Below are 16,987 nucleotides of genomic sequence, written 5' to 3'. Positions count from 1 at the left end.
TCCGAAACGGGTGGAGATGGTGATTGTTCCTGGAGTCTAATCCCGTTCCAGCATGGCGCGCTGCGCCGTCAGCACCCAGCGCAGGCCTTCGGGCAGGAAATCGACCTGCACCGTACCGCGGAAAGCCGAGGCGGCATGAGCCTTGATAACGGTAGTGCCGAAGCCCGAGCGCGATGGCTCGACAACAGGCGGGCCGCCGCGCTCTTCCCAGGTGAATCGGAGCAAGGCATCCGGTTTGTCCTCCTCTTTGACGTCATGCCATTCGAAGCGGACACGGCCCTGCGGCACCGAGAGTGCACCATATTTCACCGAATTGGTGGCGAGTTCATGCAAGGCGAGGCCGAGATTCTGCACCGCATCCGGCTTCAGCACGAAATCGTCGCCTGTGATGTCGATCTGTTCGCGCGATTGGGGGAAGGCCTGCAGATGGATGTCGACGACCCGTCGCAGCGACACCCCTCCCCATTGCTCGCTGGTCAGGAGCTCGATCGAACGGACCAGCCCGTCGAGGCGATCGGCGACGGCGGCCTGGAAGGTCTCGACGCTGTCGGCCTGCTTGGCGAGCTGGCGCATCATTGCCTGGGCAAGTGTCAGAAGGTTCTTGGTGCGGTGGACGAGCTCATGCATGACGAAGCGCAGCCGGTCCTCGGTCTGGCTGCGATCGAAAGAGGCATTCGAAAGGGCGATCGCCACCTGGTTCGCCTCGATGACGCTGGTCTCGACCGGCGAGACGATATGGCCTTCGCCCATGCGGTTCGCCATTTCGGCGATATCGCGGATGGTGGTGCGCACCTGCCGTGCGACGGCGTAGGCGCCCAGCACGGCGACGAGCACAAGGGCCACGCCGCCGATGATGAGGAAACGCCAGGTGCTGAGGATCGATGCCTGGGCGATCGGTCCCCAGATCACCGTCTTCCACGACCAGCCGGGAATCCGGGCATAACCGAGCAGCATATGCGGCAGGATCGTCTCGTCCTGGAAGACGCCGCGGGAAGCAGTGAAGGCCGGCAGGATGCGCGGATCGAAGGGCGTGCCGGGTTCGAGATTGGCGGGGCCGGTGGCGGCGACGACGTGGCCGCTCTGATCGATGACGGCGGCCGACCAGCCGGGGGCAAGCCCCTCTGTCGTCACGAGCTTGCCCAGATCCTTGGCGTCCTGGGTGATGATGAGGGCTGCGACGGGATCATTTTTCCGCGGCAGGGTGACGTTATAGACCCAGTCGCCGCTGGTGCGGCCGCGAAAGACGTCTGATGCTTCGATGCGACCGGAGGTCATGGCCGACTGGAGGGCGGCAGTGTTGGCTATCTCGCCAAGCGGCGTGCCGAACGCTCGGCGCGTGTTCAGCAACTGCTGGCCGCTGCGGTCGACGGCGATGACATAGAGCGTATTGTCTCTGAGAGCCGTTTCGGTGCGCTGATGGAAGGCGGCGAGATTGCCGTTTTCAAGCTCCGGCGAGCTCGAAAGCAGCCGCAGCGTCGTTGCCATATCCTGAAGCTGGCGGTCGATGATGCGCGAAAGAGCAAGCGCATCCTGGGCCGTCTCGCGCCGCAGCGTCGAACGCTGGTTGTCTTCCAGCTGCAGCAGAAGCAGCGTCACAAAGGCGAAGATCGGCAGGGCGATCGCCACCGCCATGGCGACAAGATAGGTGCCGATCGAGGCTTTGGGAAAGAACAGCGCGACAATCTTCATCTGGTGCGCCACAGAGTGTTACAGGGTCTTTTGCCCGTCTGAAAAGACGCGCGGCGCTGTAATGCGCGCGGCCCGCAACGGTTTTCGTTTGCGGCCAGGAAAGCAAAGATCCGCATCTCTCGCAAACCGCCCTCAACTCGTTTTAGAATGCCCGATAGCGGGCTATCGAAGCAGCGCCATGTTAGGGGGAGCAAGAGCAGGTTGCAACATACTATGACAGGTGGTCGAGAGCGGCGGATCTTTTGCTGCGTCTCGTTTTGAGGTCGTGCGGCCGCTTTTGCGGCAGGATCGCTCCTGCCGCCCGACCATATCGTTAGCCGGCTGGGGCGACGCCGACGCGGGCAAGGCCGTCGCGAGCCGGCTGGTATTTGGGATCGAGGCCGACCGCGTGGCGATAGGACCGAGCGGCCTTCGCCTTGTCGCCGCGGCGTTCGTAGACGAGGGCCTGATTGGCCCAGGATTCGGCGATGTTGCCGTTGAGCTCGATCGCATGGTTGAAATCGGCAAACGCGTTGTCGTCGTCGTTCAGTGCGATATAGGAAATGCCACGGCCGTTATAGGGCTCGGCGGAATTCGGCGCGAGCGAGATCGCTTTCGAGAAGTCGTCGATCGCCTTGTCCTGCTGATTGCGCTTCTGATAGATCAGGCCACGATTGTGATAGGCGCGGCCATCGGTGGTGCCGAGCTGGATCGCCTTGTCGAAGTCGTTGAAGGCCTGATCGTCCTGGCCGGCCATGCGATAGACATTGCCGCGGCCGATATAGGCGACGTCATAGCTCGGATTGATCTGCAGGGCAGCATTGTAGTCGCCAATCGCCTGGGCTTGCTGGCCCATGTTGCGATAGACGAGGGCGCGGTTGGCGTAAGCCTGGAAAAACCGCGGATTGATCTGCAGCGCCGTGTTGAAATCGTTCAGCGCCTTGCGGAATTCGCCGCCGCGGCCATAGGCGGAGCCGCGGACATTGTAGCCCTCGGGATCCCTGGGGTTGGCGTTGATAACAGCCGTCAGCGACGCGATATTCTCTTCCGAGCCCTGCGCCTTGTCGATGCTGATGACAGCATCGGAGGTGGGGGTCGTCTCACAGCCTGCAAGGCCGAATATTGCCGCCAGCGCCAAAGCCGGCAGGAAGGCGGTTTTCTGCAAGCGCCAAGCGCGGGACGGATTGAAGGTGATGACTGCCATTCGGGCTCGCTTTCCCCATGCGGCACATCCGCTATGCGGACATGCGATTCAGCGGCAAACTAAAAAGGCGGCGGCGAACCTATCGCCCCCGCCACAATGCATCTGAAAACGTCAAAAAAACGACAGCAACGCTCAGCGTGCTGCGACCAGACCTTCGCGCTGGGCGCGCTTGCGGGCCAGCTTGCGAACGCGGCGAACAGCTTCTGCCTTTTCGCGAGCACGCTTCTGCGACGGCTTCTCGTAGTAGTCGCGCATCTTCATTTCGCGGAAAATGCCTTCGCGCTGCATCTTCTTCTTGAGAGCGCGGAGAGCCTGATCGACATTATTATCGCGGACAAGTACCTGCACGAGAATCACGTTCCTTTGGTTGGTTGCTGCCTGCGGCGGCGCAGCGCCAGGGGCAAAACTATAACGTTCGCGCGGCCGTAGCCTTGCGATTGGTGATGCGAGATAGCAGATCGGGTACGGGAAGTCCAGATGGATATGGGAAGCGGGCGGAAAAATCACGCTTGCCCCATCCGGTCACGATCCCGCGGCTTCGTCCAGCGCGGCGATCGCCTCCTTGAGGGCCGACCTGACCCGGAAGCGATCGGCAGGCTCCAGCCGGCTCATATCCAGATGCAGATCGAGGCCCGCGAGGTGTTCGCTAAGGACGCGGCTCTTATGATCTGCACCGAGCGTCAGCCCATCCACCGCATAGGGCACGATCTCGCGTTGTATACCCTTCATCGTGATCGGCGGCAGGGGATGGGCCGCGACGATTTCATTCACCAGCGCGTAGGTTTCGTAGCTGATGACGATCTCTCCTCCCTGGGCGATCGATTGCAGCCGGGCTGCGAGGTTGGCCTCCGCCCCGATGATCGTATAGTCCATGCGGTCGTTGCTGCCGAAATTGCCGACGTTGCAATAGCCGCTGTTGATGCCCATGCGGACGACGAAAGGCTCTTCGGTGCCGTTTCTGCGCCATCTGTCCTTGAGTTCGCCGAGACGGCGCTGCATGTCGACGGCCATGCGCAGACAGGCTTTCGCGTCCTCCTCCGGACCCTTGGTTTCCGGATCGCCGAAAAACACCAGCATTGCGTCGCCGATGAACTTGTCCACCGTGCCGCCATGTTCCAGAGCAATGTTCGACATCTCCGTCAGATATTCGTTGAGCATCTCCGTCAGGGCCTCCGGCTGCAGGCGCTCGGTGGTGGCGGTGAAATCCTTGATGTCGGAGAAGAAGATCGTCAGGCGCTTGCGCTCGGTATGGACGACGACGTCCTTCTGCCCGGAGAAGATGCTTTTGTAGATCTGCGGCGAGAGATAACGCGAAATCTTCAGGGAAACGCTGGCGAGGAACTCGTTCGCCGTTTCCAGATCCCGGTTGGCGCTGTGGATCGCGCGCGCCTGCTGCCGCTGGAGTAGAATGAAGCTGATGCCGATAATGGCGACGAACAGAAAATAACAGAGCAGGTATTTGAAGGCGAAGACGTTGCCCGCATAGGGCTGCCTGATGATGACCTCCTGAATGCCGCGCACGTCGCCCACCTTCCAATCGGTCTTCGGGCTTTCGGGATGGCTGTTGTGGCAGGCAACGCAGGCCTGGCCCATGACCACGGGGGTAATGAATCGCAGAGTATCGGTCAATCCGACACGGGTGAGGTCGTTCAGCGTCTGCTGCGGATCGGCGCGCAACGCGGCGAGCGCTTTCGTCTCGAAATCGTCGAGCTCGTGGGATGCGCGGCTCTTGAACGGCAGGTCGGAGACGAAACGGTAGGTTATATTGGCCTGCTGCTCCTTGATGACGTCGCCGAGCTCCAGGGACAGAGTGGCCGGCAGCGGGATGGCGCCTGGAATATTGGCGTAGTTGTGAGAGACAACAGTGCCTTCGGTCGCGCCGCTGGCGTGGGCGGCCAGAACACGGCCCACGACATTGGCCGAATAATAGGAGCGGATGCTCGATATCAGCGAACTCATGTCGCGCGCCTGACGCCGAAGGGTATTTCCGGAGAGATCGCTGATATCGAGCCAGACGGCCAGAGGCAGCCCGGCGAGCATTGCCAGCACGACGACGATCAGCCAGTAGCCGCTGCGACGCGCGGCGGTTTCGGAAATCAAGGCGACCTCCATTCCTCTCGAAAAAACATGCGGTTTTCGATCGCTACAAGAACATTTCGCCGCGCGCCCGGCAAGGTCGAAGCCTTGGTATCCCGGCAAAAGCTCGGGCAAAACTGGCGGGTGGCCGATATTGACGAGTCCTCCCTGCCGCCCCGTGAAAAGCAGAATGGGGAGACCGAAAAGAGCGTGCTGCGAAGCATGTGCGAATGGCGTTCGGACCGAAAGCGGCGTAGCCTGTCCGTCGGCAGATGCGGGCCGCTCTACTCGGTCGGCCGAGGGAGGGGACGCGTGGAGAGATGATGACGCGCGCGCAGCAAATCGGTGTCGTTATCGGCCTGGCGATCGTGGCTCTGCTCACGGTCCTGCGGGCAGGCGATCCCGGGATTTTCAAGCTGATCCGCGGCGTGACGTTCGACGAATATCAGCGGCTGGTTCCGAGGACCTTCGAACCGATGCCTGTCCGGGTGATCGACATCGACGAAGCTTCCCTGCGCGAATTCGGCCAATGGCCATGGCCGCGGGACCGGATGGCGCTGCTGGTGGACCGGCTTTCTCAAATGGGCGCTTCGGCCATCGCCTTCGACATTCTTTTCGCCGAGCCGGACCGGCTGTCGCCGCGCAATGTCGTCCGCGAGGTCGCGGGCGTCGATCCTTCCCTTGCTAGGAAATTGCCTGACAATGATGAGATATTCGCCCGCTCGATTGCCGAGAAGCCTGTCGTCCTCGGCTTTGGCCTTTCCAACGAGGGCAAATACCGGCCGCCTGTGAAGGCGGGTTTCGCCTTCACAGGCGAAAGCCCTGTCTCGGCTCCTCCCTATCTCGGCGCCTCGACGCCGCTCAGGCCGCAATTGGAGGCCAATGCGGCGGGGCTCGGCCATATCAGCCTCAATCCCGGCAACCCCTCGCCGGTGGTGCGGGCGGTGCCGCTCTTCCTGACCGACGGCCAGCAGCTCTATCCCAATCTCGCCATCGAAGCTCTTCGCGTCGCGCAGGGAGTATCGACCTATGTCTTGTCAGGCGCGCCCGATCGCGCCGGCATCATGGCATCGGTAAAGATCGGGGATTTCGTCGTGCCGCTGACGGCTGCGGGCGAACTTTGGCTCTATGTCAGCCCCGACCGGGCTGAGCGCTACATATCCGCCCGGCAGGTGCTTGCGGCCGAAGGGGCCTCTCCCGAGGTCGCGGCCGCCATCGACGGCAGCATCGTCTTCGTCGGCACATCGGCGGCCGGCCTGCAGGACATTCGCGTCACCGCACTCGGCGAGAATGTTCCCGGCGTTTCGCTGCATGCGCAGGCGGTCGAGCAGATCCTCTCCGGCCAGTTCCTGTCGCGGCCGGACTGGGCGGACGGGCTGGAAATCCTGATGATTGCCGTACTCGGATGCCTGCTCGTCGTGGTGACGACCTTCGTCAGCCCGGCGGTCGCGCTGATCTGCGGCCTGCTGATTACGGCAATGGCACTTTTGGCATCCTGGTTGTCGTTTCTCTATGCGGGGCTCCTTTTCGACCCGCTGGCGCCGATCGTCAGCGGATCGATCATCCATTTTGCCGCGACTTCGTTCCGAATCCTGGTGATCGACCGGGAGCGGCGAGCGGTGCGGCGCGCCTTCGGGCAATATCTTTCTCCATCGCTGCTCCATCGCATCGAGCATACCCGCGATGCATTGCGCCTCGGCGGCGACGACCGCGAGCTGACGGTGATGTTCGTCGATGTCAGGAGCTTCACCGAAATCAGCGAGCGGCTGGCGCCGACGGATGTCGTCGCGTTCCTCAACACCCTGCTCGATGCGCTGAGCCGCCATGTTGTGGCCAATGAAGGCACGCTCGACAAGTTCATCGGCGATTCGATCATGGCCTTCTGGAATGCGCCCGTCGATGTGGCCGATCACGCAACCAAGGCGGTTCGCGCCGCACTTGCCATGCGTGAAACGCTCGCCGAATTGAACGCCGGCGATGCCTTCGGCTTCGGGCCCGAGCAGGAGGTTGGCATCGGCATCGGCATCCATACCGGCCTTGCCTGCGTCGGCAATATGGGCGCCAAGACCCGCTTCAACTATTCGGCGGTCGGCGATGCCGTCAACATCGCGGCCCGCATCGAGTCATGCTGCAAGGAAGTCGGCTTCGATATCCTCATCTCCGACAGCACGGCACGGTCAGTGCGGGGAATGGCGCTGATCGAGGCGGGAGCCCTTCCGCTCAAGGGGAAGAGCAGCCGGACGCAGATCCTTGCTGTTGTCGGCGATGAACGGGTGGCGGCATCCCAGGAATTCGCCGCGCTCGAAGTCATTCATCGACAGTTGATGCAGGCCCTGCAATCGCATTCGCGGAACAGCCGGAAGCTTATCGGTACGGCAAAGCTGAGGGCGGTGCAGGTGACCGGCGCTCTGACGGAATTCTACCAGCGCATATCCGGCAGGACCGATCATTTCCGCGAGGTGCCGGAGGTGATCGAGAAGAGCGCCGCCGACTGATAGGCCTCAACGGCCGCGGTTGAAATTCCGCCCCATGTCGTGGCTCCGATCGTTGTCATGATCGCGATCGCGATGTCCATGATGGTCGCGGTCGTGGCCGCGATGATCCTCGCCGTGATTTCCCGGCTTTCCGTCATCGTCATGGCGGCCATGGCCCTCATGCTTGTCAGGCCTATCCGGCGTGTCATGATACGGCCTATCGTGATGCGGCCTATCGTGATGCGGCTTGTCGGGCTTGGTCGGCCGCTCCTTTTGCGGCTCGGCCTGCTTCTGTGGCGGGTCCTGCCTTTGCGGAGCGGGCGCAATCGCCGGCGGAGGCCGTTGTCTGTCTTTTCTTTCCGGCGCGACTGACGCCATATTACAGCCGCCGAGCATGCCGATACCGCCTGCAAGCCGCTGATTGCCGGAGAGGAAAGGGAGGGCGCGGGGATTCCCGAGCGTCTCGAGAACACTGGGATCGACCCGGCGTGCTGCCGACATATTGCCGTTCGGCTTGGCCACCACGCAATCGCAGCGCTGCTGCAACTGCCGGCAGCCGCCAGGACCGCAAAACTGGGCCGCGCCATTCAACAGAACGACGGCGGTCGTGCCATCCGGACCGACGTAAAAATCGAAAGCGGTGCCGCGCACGCCGATCGTGCCGGCGGGCGTGAGGATCTGGTAGGCCGAGGAGTTGGAACTGCCGCTCACCCAGCGGAATGTCCCCTTTGCCGCCCTGATGGTGAGCTTCTTGACCGATTGGGAATCATCGAAGACATATTTGTCGATCACGACCGATGAACCCCAGCCGACCGCAAGCTTCGTGCCGTCACGAAACAGGAACTGGCCAAGCCCGGATGGGGATGTCTTGATGCGCTCGTTGCGATGAACGCTGGTGTCGACCTCGATCGGGCCGCTCTGTCCCGTCACCTCCGTCTTGATCAGGACGGCTTGGCCGACCGGCTCGGCGGCAAGTGCCGGTTGCGCGCCCACCACTATGCAAAGCGCCTGGAGTAATGAACGCCGACCCCACATGATACAACAACCCCGGGAACATAGGGTGGATTAACATTTTAGTAACTGCTTGTCTTCTCGCCCACTTGGGCTAGGAGCGGGTCGGCGGCCCGGGAAAGGTCAGTTGCCTCATCCTGGCGAACGGCCTTCGGAGGCACGGCACGATGCCGCCCGAAACCGCGCGCTTTTCGGCGGCATGTCGTTTAGTGTCAAAAGCAAAGCTCTTACGCGTCGCAAAAGAGCCGTTGTGCCGCATTTGGATTTGCGATTTGTATGGGCACGGAGAACAGCCCTTTCCCGAAGGAGAAGAAGGCGGATGCGGAAATATTCGGTTTTTGCCGTGGCGAGGGAGGCCCTTCGTGGCCACAAGGGCTGGGAGAAGCAGTGGACTTCGCCGGAGCCACGCGCCGAATACGACGTCGTTATCGTCGGCGCCGGCGGCCACGGGCTGGGTGCTGCCTATTATCTCGCCAAGGAGCACGGCATCACCAATGTGGCGGTGATCGAAAAGGGCTGGCTCGGCGGCGGCAATACCGGCCGCAACACCACCATCATCCGCTCGAATTATCTCTACGAAGAGAGCATGCACATTTACGAGCATTCGATGAAGCTCTGGGAAGGGCTTTCCCAGGAGCTCAATTACAATGTGATGTATTCGCCGCGCGGCGTGATGATGCTCTCGCACAATATTCACGACCAGCAGTCCTTCAAGCGGCATATCCATGCCAACCGGCTCTACGGCATCGACAATGAATGGCTGACGCCGGAGCAGGCGAAGGCCTATTGTCCACCGCTCGACATCTCGGCCAGCGCGCGCTACCCGATCAACGGGGCGGCACTGCAGCGGCGCGGCGGCACGGCGCGGCATGACGCGGTCGCCTGGGGTTATGCGCGGGCGGCCTCGGACCGCGGGGTGCACATTATCCAGAATTGCGAAGTGACCGGCATCCGCCGCGGCCCCGACGGACGGGTGACCGGGGTCGAGACCTCGCGCGGCTTCATCGGCGCTAAAAAGGTCGCCGTGTCGGCAGCCGGCCATACGACGACCATCATGAACATGGCCGACGTGCGCGTGCCGCTGCAGTCGAGCCCGCTGCAGGCGCTGGTCTCCGAGCCGCTGAAGCCGATCTTTCCCTGCGTCGTCATGTCGAACACGGTGCATGCCTATATCTCCCAGTCCGACAAGGGAGAGCTCGTCATCGGCGCCGGCACCGACCAGTATAATTCCTATTCCCAGACGGGCGGGCTGCAGATCATCACGCACACGCTCGACGCTATCTGCGAACTCTTCCCGATGTTCCGGCGCGTCAAGATGATGCGGCAATGGGGCGGCATCGTCGACAATACGCCGGACCGTTCGGCGATCCAGTCGAAGACACCGGTTCCCGGGCTTTACGTCAATTGCGGCTGGGGCACCGGCGGCTTTAAGGCGACGCCGGGCTCGGCCAATCTCTTCGCGCATCTGATCGCCCGCGACGAGCCGCACAAGTTCAATGCCGGGCTGACGCTGGAGCGTTTCCGCACCGGCCGGCTGATCGACGAAGCGGCGGCGGCGGCGGTGGCGCACTGATGACGTTCATTATGGCCGAGATTTTGTGGGGGAGCGTTACGTTCCCCGTTGCACCGACCCTATGCGCCGGGAGACTTACATGCTGCTGATCCATTGCCCATACTGTCAGGAAGAGCGCTCCGAGCTCGAATTCCGTGGCGCGGGTGACGCGCATATCGCGCGGCCCACCGATATCGCCTCGATCTCGGACGAGGAATTCGAAGCCTATTTCTTTTTGCGCGACAATCCGAAGGGGCTGATCTTCGAACGGTGGCGGCATATTCACGGCTGCGGACGCTTCTTCAATGCGGCGCGCGATACCGTGACCGACAAGTTCATCATGACCTACGAGGCGGGTGAGCCGAAGCCGGAGATCGGGGCTGCAGCCCAGCAGCATGGGCCTGTCGAGACATATGAAGCCGTGGAAGGAGAGGCGCAATGAGCGGCGCAAATCGTATCGTCGGCAAGGGGCGCCTGACCCCGGCCAGGACCGCGCGCTTCAGCTTCGACGGCCAGACCTATACGGCGCTCGAAGGCGACACCGTCGCTTCGGCGCTGATCGCCAATGGCGTGCACCTTGTGGGGCGTTCGTTCAAATATCACCGGGCCCGCGGCATCCTGTCGGCGGGGGCCGAGGAGCCGAACGCGCTGATCGACGTCGCCCGCGATACGGCGCGCAAGCAGCCGAACGTGCGCGCCACGGTGCAGGAAGTCTTCGACGGCATGATCGTCAGCTCGCAGAATCGCTGGCCGTCGCTGGCCTTCGATATCGGCGCGGTCAACAATCTGATGTCGCCGTTCTTCGCCGCCGGCTTCTATTACAAGACCTTCATGTGGCCGCGTGCCGCCTGGAAACACGTCTACGAACCGATCATCCGTCGCGCCGCCGGCCTCGGCGTTGCGCCGACGGAGGAGGATCCCGACCATTATGCCAGCCGCTACGCCCATTGTGACGTGCTGGTGGTCGGCGCCGGTATTGCCGGGCTTTCGGCAGCGCTGGCCGCGGCCGGGACCGGCGCCAAGGTGATCCTCTGCGACGAGCAGGCGGAAGCGGGCGGCGCATTGCGCTACGATGCCGGCGTGACGATCGACGGACAGGACGGCTATACCTGGGCACAGAAGGCCGTGGCGCAGTTGAAGGCGATGGACAATGTCGACGTGCTCACCCGCACGACCGCCTTCGGCTACTACAACCACAATTTCGTCGGTCTTGCCGAGCGCGTCACCGATCATATCGCCAAGCCTTCCCACGATCTGCCGCGCGAGCGCTTGTGGCAGGTCCGGGCCAAGCGGGTGATCCTCGCCACCGGCGCGATCGAGCGGCACATGGTATTTCCGAACAACGACCGGCCCGGCATCATGCTCGCCTCGGCAGGACGGATGTATCTCAATCATTACGGCGTCGCGGTCGGGACCAAGGTCGGCATCTACACGGCGCATGACTCGGCCTATGAAGCGGCTTTCGATCTGAAACGAGCCGGTGTTTCGATCGCCGCCATCGTCGATAGCCGGCAGGCGCCGGGAGCGGCGGTGCTGGAAGAGGCGCGTGCGCTTGGCATTGATGTTCTCACAGGCCAGTCGGTCGTCAACACGGCGGGGCGGCTGCGCATCTCATCGATGACGGTGGCGCGCAACGGCGGCGGCTCGCTGCGCAAGATTGCGGTCGATGCGCTGCTGGTTTCGGCCGGCTGGACGCCGTCCGTGCATCTGTTCTCGCAGTCGCGCGGCAAAGTGGCCTTCGATGCCGAAAGCCAGCGCTTCCTGCCCGGCTCCTATGCGCAGGACTGCCTCTCGGTCGGCGCCTGCAACGGCACCGACGACCTCCAGCGGACGATCGAGGAATCGCTTGCTGCCGGCGAGCTGATGGCGCAGGCCACCGGCAAAAGCGGTGGCGAGAAGATCGCAATTTCGGCCGAGCAAGCCTATGACTGGACGGGCGGCATGATCGGTGCCGCCGAGGGCGCCGGCCCGAAGACCAACGCCAAGGCCTTCATCGATTTCCAGCACGACGTCTGTGCCAAGGATATCCGCCTTGCCGTGCGCGAGGGCATGCATTCGATCGAGCATATCAAGCGCTTCACGACCAACGGCATGGCCTCGGACCAGGGCAAGCTGTCCAATATGCACGGCCTGGCGATTGCCGCCGAAATGCTCGGCAAGGAAATCCCGCAGGTCGGGCTCACCACTTTCCGTGCGCCCTATACGCCGGTCACCTACGGCACGCTGATCGGCCACTCGCGCGGAGAGCTGTTCGATCCGACACGCAAGACGCCGCTGCATGATTGGGAAGAAGCCCATGGCGCTGTTTTCGAGGATGTCGGCAACTGGAAGCGCGCCTGGTTCTATCCGCGGGCCGGCGAGACCATGCATCAGGCGGTTGCCCGCGAATGCCGGACGGCACGCGAGTCGGCCGGCATCTTCGACGCCTCGACGCTCGGCAAGATCGAGGTGGTGGGTCCGGATGCGGCGAAGTTCCTCAACCTCATCTACACCAATGCCTGGGACACGTTGAAGCCCGGCAAAGCCCGCTACGGCATCATGACCCGCGAGGACGGCTTCGTTTATGACGACGGCGTCGTCGGACGCCTGGCGGACGACCGTTTCCATGTGACGACGACGACCGGCGGCGCGCCGCGCGTTCTGCATCACATGGAAGACTACCTGCAGACGGAATTCCCGGATCTGAAGGTCTGGCTGACCTCGGTGACCGAACAATGGGCCGTCATCGCCGTGCAGGGACCGAAGGCGCGCGAGATCGTTGCGCCGCTTGTCGAAGGGCTCGATCTTTCGAACGAGGCCTTCCCGCATATGAGCGTTGCCGAGTGCACGGTCTGTGGCGTGCCGGCGCGGCTCTTCCGCGTCTCCTTCACCGGCGAGACCGGCTTCGAAATCAACGTGCCGGCCGATTACGGTCAGTCGGTGCTCGAAGCGGTCTGGGCCAATGCCGAACCGCTCGGCGCCTGCGTCTACGGTACGGAGACGATGCACGTGCTTCGCGCCGAGAAGGGTTACATCATCGTCGGGCAGGATACCGATGGAACCGTAACCCCCGATGACGCCGGACTTTCCTGGGCGGTTTCGAAGAAAAAGACCGATTTCGTCGGCATTCGCGGGCTGAAGCGGCCGGATCTCGTCAAGGACGGGCGCAAGCAGCTGGTCGGCCTCGTCACCAAGGATCCAAAGCTGGTGCTCGAAGAAGGCGCGCAGATTGTCGCGAACCCGAACGAGCCGAAGCCGATGACCATGCTCGGCCACGTCACGTCAGCCTATTGGTCGGACAATTGCGACAGGTCGATCGCCTTTGCGCTGGTCGCCGGCGGCCGGGCGCGGATGGGCGAGACGCTGTATGTACCGATGCCGGATCGGACGATCGCCGTCGAAGTGACGGATCTGGTATTCTTTGACAAGGAAGGGGGCCGCATCCATGGCTGATGTCGCAATTCGCAAACCGGCGCTTGCCGGCCGTCTCGGCGGCTCCGCAACGGTGCGACTGACGACCGCACCCGCTGCCAGCCGGGTGGCGCTGCGCGCGCCGGCGGAATCGCTTGCAGCACTTTCCTCCGCTCTCGGCTTGTCCGTGCCGACCGCCCCGAAGACATCGGGCCGGGCCGGTGCCCGATCGGCGCTCTGGATCGGGCCGGATGAGTGGCTTGTCATCGATGAGGCCGGCGCCGACCTGATGGCAGTATTTGCCGGCGCCGGAGCGCTGCATTCGGCGACCGACGTTTCCCACCGCAATGTCGCGATCATCGTCTCGGGACCGGGCGCCGAAACCACACTTGCGGCCGGCTGCCCGCAGGATCTGTCGCTTTCTTCCTTTCCGGTCGGCGCCGCGTCGCGCACCATTCTCGGCAAGGCGGAGATCGTCCTTCTCCGCACGGAGGAGGATACGTTCCGGGTGGAATGCTGGCGGTCGTTTTCCGACTATGTCTTCGGGCTGCTGGCCGAAGCGGCCGGTGATGCGGGACATTGAGGCCGGGGCAATTCCTGCATAGTCGTCTGTTCAAGGGATAAGTGGATGCTGCATCATGCTTCCCTCGGCGTTTCCGATATCGAGCGATCGGCGGCATTTTACGATGCTGCCTTCGCCGCGCTCGGTTATGTCAGGGTCTGGGACGATATCCGGCCGGGGCAAACAGGGCAGGCGGTCGGCTACGGGCCTCCCGGCGGCGGAGACAAGCTGGCGATCAAGCATCGGCCGGAGGGCCAATGTCCGCCCGGTCCGGGCTTTCATCTGGCCATTGCCGCGCCAAGCCGAGCGGCGGTCGATCGATTTCATGCGGCGGCCATCGCGCATGGCGGCCGTGACAACGGCGGTCCCGGTCTGCGGCCCCATTACGGCGAGCATTATTATGCCGCCTTCGTCATCGATCCGGACGGACACGCTCTTGAAGCGGTCTTCAATTCGCCGGAGCAATAAGAGCAGCGTTGTGCTTACACGTCCTCCGGGCGGTCCTTCGGGTCGAATTGGATGATGGTGATCCATTTTGCCGTCAGCGCCGGCTTCTTCTCGTTTTCGATTTCGATGGTCACGTCATAGGTGGTCATCAACATGCCGGCGCCGCGGAATCGGGCGTCGGAGAGCAGGAAGCGGCCGCGGACGCGGGCGCCGCTTTTCACCGGCGTCATGAAGCGGACTCGGTCGAAACCGTAGTTGATGCCCATGGTCTGCTCGCGCACTTTCGGCAGGCAGTTGTAGTTCATCGTCGACAGCAGAGACAATGTCAGGAAGCCGTGGGCGATGGTGCCGCCGAACGGACTCTCGGCCGCCGCGCGTGCGGGATCAACGTGAATGAATTGATGGTCGTCGGTCGCCGCCGCGAAGGCGTCGATCATTGTCTGGTCGACGGTGACCCAATCCGAAAGGCCCGTTTCCATGCCGATCAATCCCCGCACGTCGGAGAGTGAAATTTCCGTGCCCATGCATTCCTCGTGAAACAAGCCGCCGCGGCCAAGCCTTATCGTGCATTTGTGACGATTGCGACAAGGATTTGCGCCAGCGAGGGGAGGCAGTCAATTTTCTACAAAAAATGCGACGGAACGTGGCTCGACGGTCGCGCGGTCGCCGATTTCCTTCGCTCCATCCGGTGCCAGCTGGCGCCAGCCGGTCTCAGCCCCGGATGGGAGGGTGAAAAATTGGCGGTCGCCCGAACGGTTGACGAGCACGCCGAGCCGGGTCTGCCTGCCACGCGAGGCACGGTCGCCGGTTGACAGCAGCATGCCGAGGGTGGAAAGCGACGGCGTCTCCCATTCGGCAACGGTCATCGGCTCGCCGGAGAGCGAAATCCATTCGACATCGCCATTTCCTGACAGGAAGCCCGTTTCGGAGAAGACCGTGAAGCGGCGGCGCAGTCCTGCGACGAAGGCGGTATGGGCAACGAGATCCTCGTCCAATGCCTTCCACTCCAGCCAGGTGATCTCGTTGTCCTGGCAATAAGCATTGTTGTTGCCGTGCTGGCTGCGGCCGCCCTCGTCGCCCGCCGTCAGCATGATGCTGCCGCGGGTGGCAAAGAGCGTCGATATCAGCGCCATCACGTCGTCTTTGCGACGCTTGCGGATCGAGGGATAGACGGTTTCCCCTTCGACACCGTTGTTCCAGGAATGGTTCTCGTTGTGGCCGTCACGATTGTACTCCCCATTGGCGTCATTGTGCTTTCCGGCGTAGGAGACGAGATCGGTCAGCGTGAAGCCGTCATGGGCGGCGAGGAAATTGACGCTGCGCGTCTCTCGGCCGTCGTTGCGGGAGAAGATGTCGGAGGAGCCGGCAAGGGCGGTGGCCAGCGCGCCGGTCTTCCAGTCGTCGCCGCGCCAGTAGCAGCGCAGATCGTCGCGAACCCGGTCGTTCCATTCGAGGAAGGCACTGGGGAAATTGCCGAGCTGGTAGCCGCCCGGGCCGATATCCCAGGGCTCGGCGATCATGATCCGGTCGGCAAGCACGTCGTCGGCCAGGATCGCGGCAAGCGTTCCGCCGTCGCGTTCGAAGCCAGTCGCGGTGCGGCCGAGCACCGGGGCGAGATCGAAGCGAAAGCCGTCGACGCCGGCGTTCAGCACGAAATGGCGCAGGCTGTCGATGATCAGACGTCGGACCTGAGGATGATCGCAGGCGAGCGTGTTGCCGGTGCCGGTGTCGTTGACGAGTTCACCCGGCCCATTCTGGGCGTGGCGGTAATAATGCAGGTTGTCGAGACCGCGCAGCGACAGCGTCGTTCCGTAACGGTCGCTCTCGCCGGTATGGTTGAAGACGAGATCGAGGATGACGGCGATGCCTTCGGCGTGGAGAGCGGCGACCGTTTTTCGCAGTTCCTCCATGCCGCCCGGCGCCAGCCGCGGATCGAGCGCCATGAAGGCGACCGGATTGTAGCCCCAGCCGTTGGTGAGGCCGAGCGGCGGCAAGTGGCGCTCGTCGATCCAGGCGGTGATCGGCATCAGTTCGACGGCGTCGACACCGATCCGCTTCAGGTGAGCGACGACGGAGGGATGGGCAAGGGCTGCGACCGTGCCGCGCTCTGCCTCCGGCGCATCGGAATGGAGAATGGTGAAGGGCCGTACCGCCACCTCATAAATAAAGCCGCCCGGTTTGAAGAGCGGCTTGCCGATTGCGGCTGGGGTATCGGTGGTGACGATCGCCTTCGGCATCAGATCCTTGCTGTCCTCGCCATAGATGCCGAGACGGGGATCGTAGCGGAACGGCCGGTCGATCTCTTTGGCGTAGGGGTCGATCAGCAGTTTGGAGGGGTCAAACCAGAGGCCGTTGTCCGGCGCGTAGATACCGTCGGCGCGATAGCCGTAGCGCGCGCCCTGCTTCAGCCCGTCGACGAAGAGACGATGGGTGTGGTTGCTGTCGCACGCCATCGGCAGGCGCGCGAATTCCCTGTTGCCGTCATCGTCGAAGAGGCAGAGTTCGATCTGTGCGGCATCATGCGACCACACGGCAAATTCGACGCCGGTCTCGAAGACGATCGCGCCGCTTTGCGCCGAACTGGACCCCCGCATGTTCCCCCC

General features: G+C 63.0%; 13 protein-coding genes. 6 read left to right on the top strand and 7 right to left on the bottom strand.

Translation table 11 applies throughout. The features are described 5' to 3' along the window. Positions 1-36 precede the first annotated feature (36 nt). The 4 genes from PO860_RS17415 to PO860_RS17400 all read right to left on the bottom strand — a co-directional run bounded on the left by PO860_RS17415 (position 37) and on the right by PO860_RS17400 (position 4,984). The gene (locus PO860_RS17415) at positions 37-1,689 is read right to left on the bottom strand and encodes a sensor histidine kinase (protein ID WP_183609481.1); all 1,653 of its coding nucleotides are present in this window, start codon (positions 1,687-1,689) and stop codon (positions 37-39) included. 313 nt (positions 1,690-2,002) lie between these two features. Then, positions 2,003-2,872 (bottom strand): tetratricopeptide repeat protein, encoded by an 870-nt coding sequence (locus PO860_RS17410; protein ID WP_183609482.1) that lies wholly within the window; start codon positions 2,870-2,872, stop codon positions 2,003-2,005. Positions 2,873-3,004: 132 nt separating this feature from the next. Continuing rightward, entirely contained in the window at positions 3,005-3,220 is a 216-nt protein-coding gene (gene rpsU / locus PO860_RS17405) for a 30S ribosomal protein S21 (RefSeq protein WP_003542939.1), read from the bottom strand. A gap of 174 nt (positions 3,221-3,394) precedes the next feature. Continuing rightward, a complete protein-coding gene (locus tag PO860_RS17400; RefSeq protein WP_275037905.1) occupies positions 3,395-4,984 on the bottom strand; it encodes an adenylate/guanylate cyclase domain-containing protein in 1,590 nt (529 codons plus the stop codon). Positions 4,985-5,271: 287 nt separating this feature from the next. On the opposite strand from PO860_RS17400, the gene PO860_RS17395 reads away from it, so the two are divergent. Then, positions 5,272-7,443 carry a CHASE2 domain-containing protein gene (locus PO860_RS17395; RefSeq protein ID WP_275038337.1) on the top strand — a complete coding sequence of 724 codons (2,172 nt, stop codon included), beginning with the start codon at positions 5,272-5,274 and terminating at the stop codon, positions 7,441-7,443. A gap of 6 nt (positions 7,444-7,449) precedes the next feature. Here PO860_RS17395 and PO860_RS17390 read toward each other — a convergent pair whose 3' ends face one another. Further along, a complete protein-coding gene (locus tag PO860_RS17390) occupies positions 7,450-8,457 on the bottom strand; it encodes a FecR family protein (protein WP_273881724.1) in 1,008 nt (335 codons plus the stop codon). A gap of 295 nt (positions 8,458-8,752) precedes the next feature. Between PO860_RS17390 and PO860_RS17385 the strand changes: the two genes are divergently transcribed. The 5 genes from PO860_RS17385 to PO860_RS17365 all read left to right on the top strand — a co-directional run bounded on the left by PO860_RS17385 (position 8,753) and on the right by PO860_RS17365 (position 14,405). Then, on the top strand, positions 8,753-10,006 hold the full coding sequence (locus PO860_RS17385; protein ID WP_183609485.1) for a sarcosine oxidase subunit beta family protein: 1,254 nt from the start codon (positions 8,753-8,755) through the stop codon (positions 10,004-10,006). A 79-nt stretch (positions 10,007-10,085) separates the two neighbouring features. Further along, complete coding sequence (locus tag PO860_RS17380) at positions 10,086-10,427, top strand: sarcosine oxidase subunit delta (RefSeq protein WP_273884922.1); 342 nt, start codon at positions 10,086-10,088, stop codon at positions 10,425-10,427. Continuing rightward, on the top strand, positions 10,424-13,417 hold the full coding sequence (locus tag PO860_RS17375; protein ID WP_273884923.1) for a sarcosine oxidase subunit alpha: 2,994 nt from the start codon (positions 10,424-10,426) through the stop codon (positions 13,415-13,417). The genes PO860_RS17380 and PO860_RS17375 overlap by 4 nt, the downstream gene beginning before the upstream one ends. Then, positions 13,410-13,958, top strand: coding sequence for a sarcosine oxidase subunit gamma (locus PO860_RS17370; protein ID WP_183609488.1), 549 nt, complete (start codon positions 13,410-13,412; stop codon positions 13,956-13,958). The genes PO860_RS17375 and PO860_RS17370 overlap by 8 nt, the downstream gene beginning before the upstream one ends. A gap of 45 nt (positions 13,959-14,003) precedes the next feature. Further along, on the top strand, positions 14,004-14,405 hold the full coding sequence (locus PO860_RS17365; protein WP_183609489.1) for a VOC family protein: 402 nt from the start codon (positions 14,004-14,006) through the stop codon (positions 14,403-14,405). Between the two features lie 14 nt (positions 14,406-14,419). On the opposite strand, the gene PO860_RS17360 is transcribed toward PO860_RS17365, so the two are convergent. Then, positions 14,420-14,908 carry a MaoC family dehydratase gene (locus PO860_RS17360; protein ID WP_183609490.1) on the bottom strand — a complete coding sequence of 163 codons (489 nt, stop codon included), beginning with the start codon at positions 14,906-14,908 and terminating at the stop codon, positions 14,420-14,422. A 90-nt stretch (positions 14,909-14,998) separates the two neighbouring features. Continuing rightward, a complete protein-coding gene (gene glgX, locus PO860_RS17355) occupies positions 14,999-16,978 on the bottom strand; it encodes a glycogen debranching protein GlgX (RefSeq protein ID WP_273884924.1) in 1,980 nt (659 codons plus the stop codon). Between the last annotated feature and the right edge of the window lie 9 nt (positions 16,979-16,987).

Source organism: Rhizobium binxianense, assembly GCF_028994275.1.
Classification (GTDB): Bacteria; Pseudomonadota; Alphaproteobacteria; order Rhizobiales; family Rhizobiaceae; genus Rhizobium; species Rhizobium binxianense.
The sequence above is the reverse complement of the archived record's forward strand: the minus strand, read 5'-3'. Positions and strand labels throughout refer to the sequence as shown.

What these genes read in the sequence shown, in the direction of transcription:
- PO860_RS17410 (WP_183609482.1), bottom strand. Translation starts at nt 2,872, where the DNA reads ATGGCAGTCATCACCTTCAATCCGTCCCGCGCTTGGCGCTTGCAGAAA.
- PO860_RS17400 (WP_275037905.1), bottom strand. Translation starts at nt 4,984, where the DNA reads ATGGAGGTCGCCTTGATTTCCGAAACCGCCGCGCGTCGCAGCGGCTAC.
- glgX (WP_273884924.1), bottom strand. Translation starts at nt 16,978, where the DNA reads ATGCGGGGGTCCAGTTCGGCGCAAAGCGGCGCGATCGTCTTCGAGACC.
- PO860_RS17385 (WP_183609485.1), top strand. Translation starts at nt 8,753, where the DNA reads ATGCGGAAATATTCGGTTTTTGCCGTGGCGAGGGAGGCCCTTCGTGGC.
- PO860_RS17375 (WP_273884923.1), top strand. Translation starts at nt 10,424, where the DNA reads ATGAGCGGCGCAAATCGTATCGTCGGCAAGGGGCGCCTGACCCCGGCC.
- PO860_RS17370 (WP_183609488.1), top strand. Translation starts at nt 13,410, where the DNA reads ATGGCTGATGTCGCAATTCGCAAACCGGCGCTTGCCGGCCGTCTCGGC.
- PO860_RS17390 (WP_273881724.1), bottom strand. Translation starts at nt 8,457, where the DNA reads ATGTGGGGTCGGCGTTCATTACTCCAGGCGCTTTGCATAGTGGTGGGC.
- PO860_RS17365 (WP_183609489.1), top strand. Translation starts at nt 14,004, where the DNA reads ATGCTGCATCATGCTTCCCTCGGCGTTTCCGATATCGAGCGATCGGCG.
- PO860_RS17415 (WP_183609481.1), bottom strand. Translation starts at nt 1,689, where the DNA reads ATGAAGATTGTCGCGCTGTTCTTTCCCAAAGCCTCGATCGGCACCTAT.
- PO860_RS17395 (WP_275038337.1), top strand. Translation starts at nt 5,272, where the DNA reads ATGACGCGCGCGCAGCAAATCGGTGTCGTTATCGGCCTGGCGATCGTG.
- PO860_RS17360 (WP_183609490.1), bottom strand. Translation starts at nt 14,908, where the DNA reads ATGGGCACGGAAATTTCACTCTCCGACGTGCGGGGATTGATCGGCATG.
- PO860_RS17380 (WP_273884922.1), top strand. Translation starts at nt 10,086, where the DNA reads ATGCTGCTGATCCATTGCCCATACTGTCAGGAAGAGCGCTCCGAGCTC.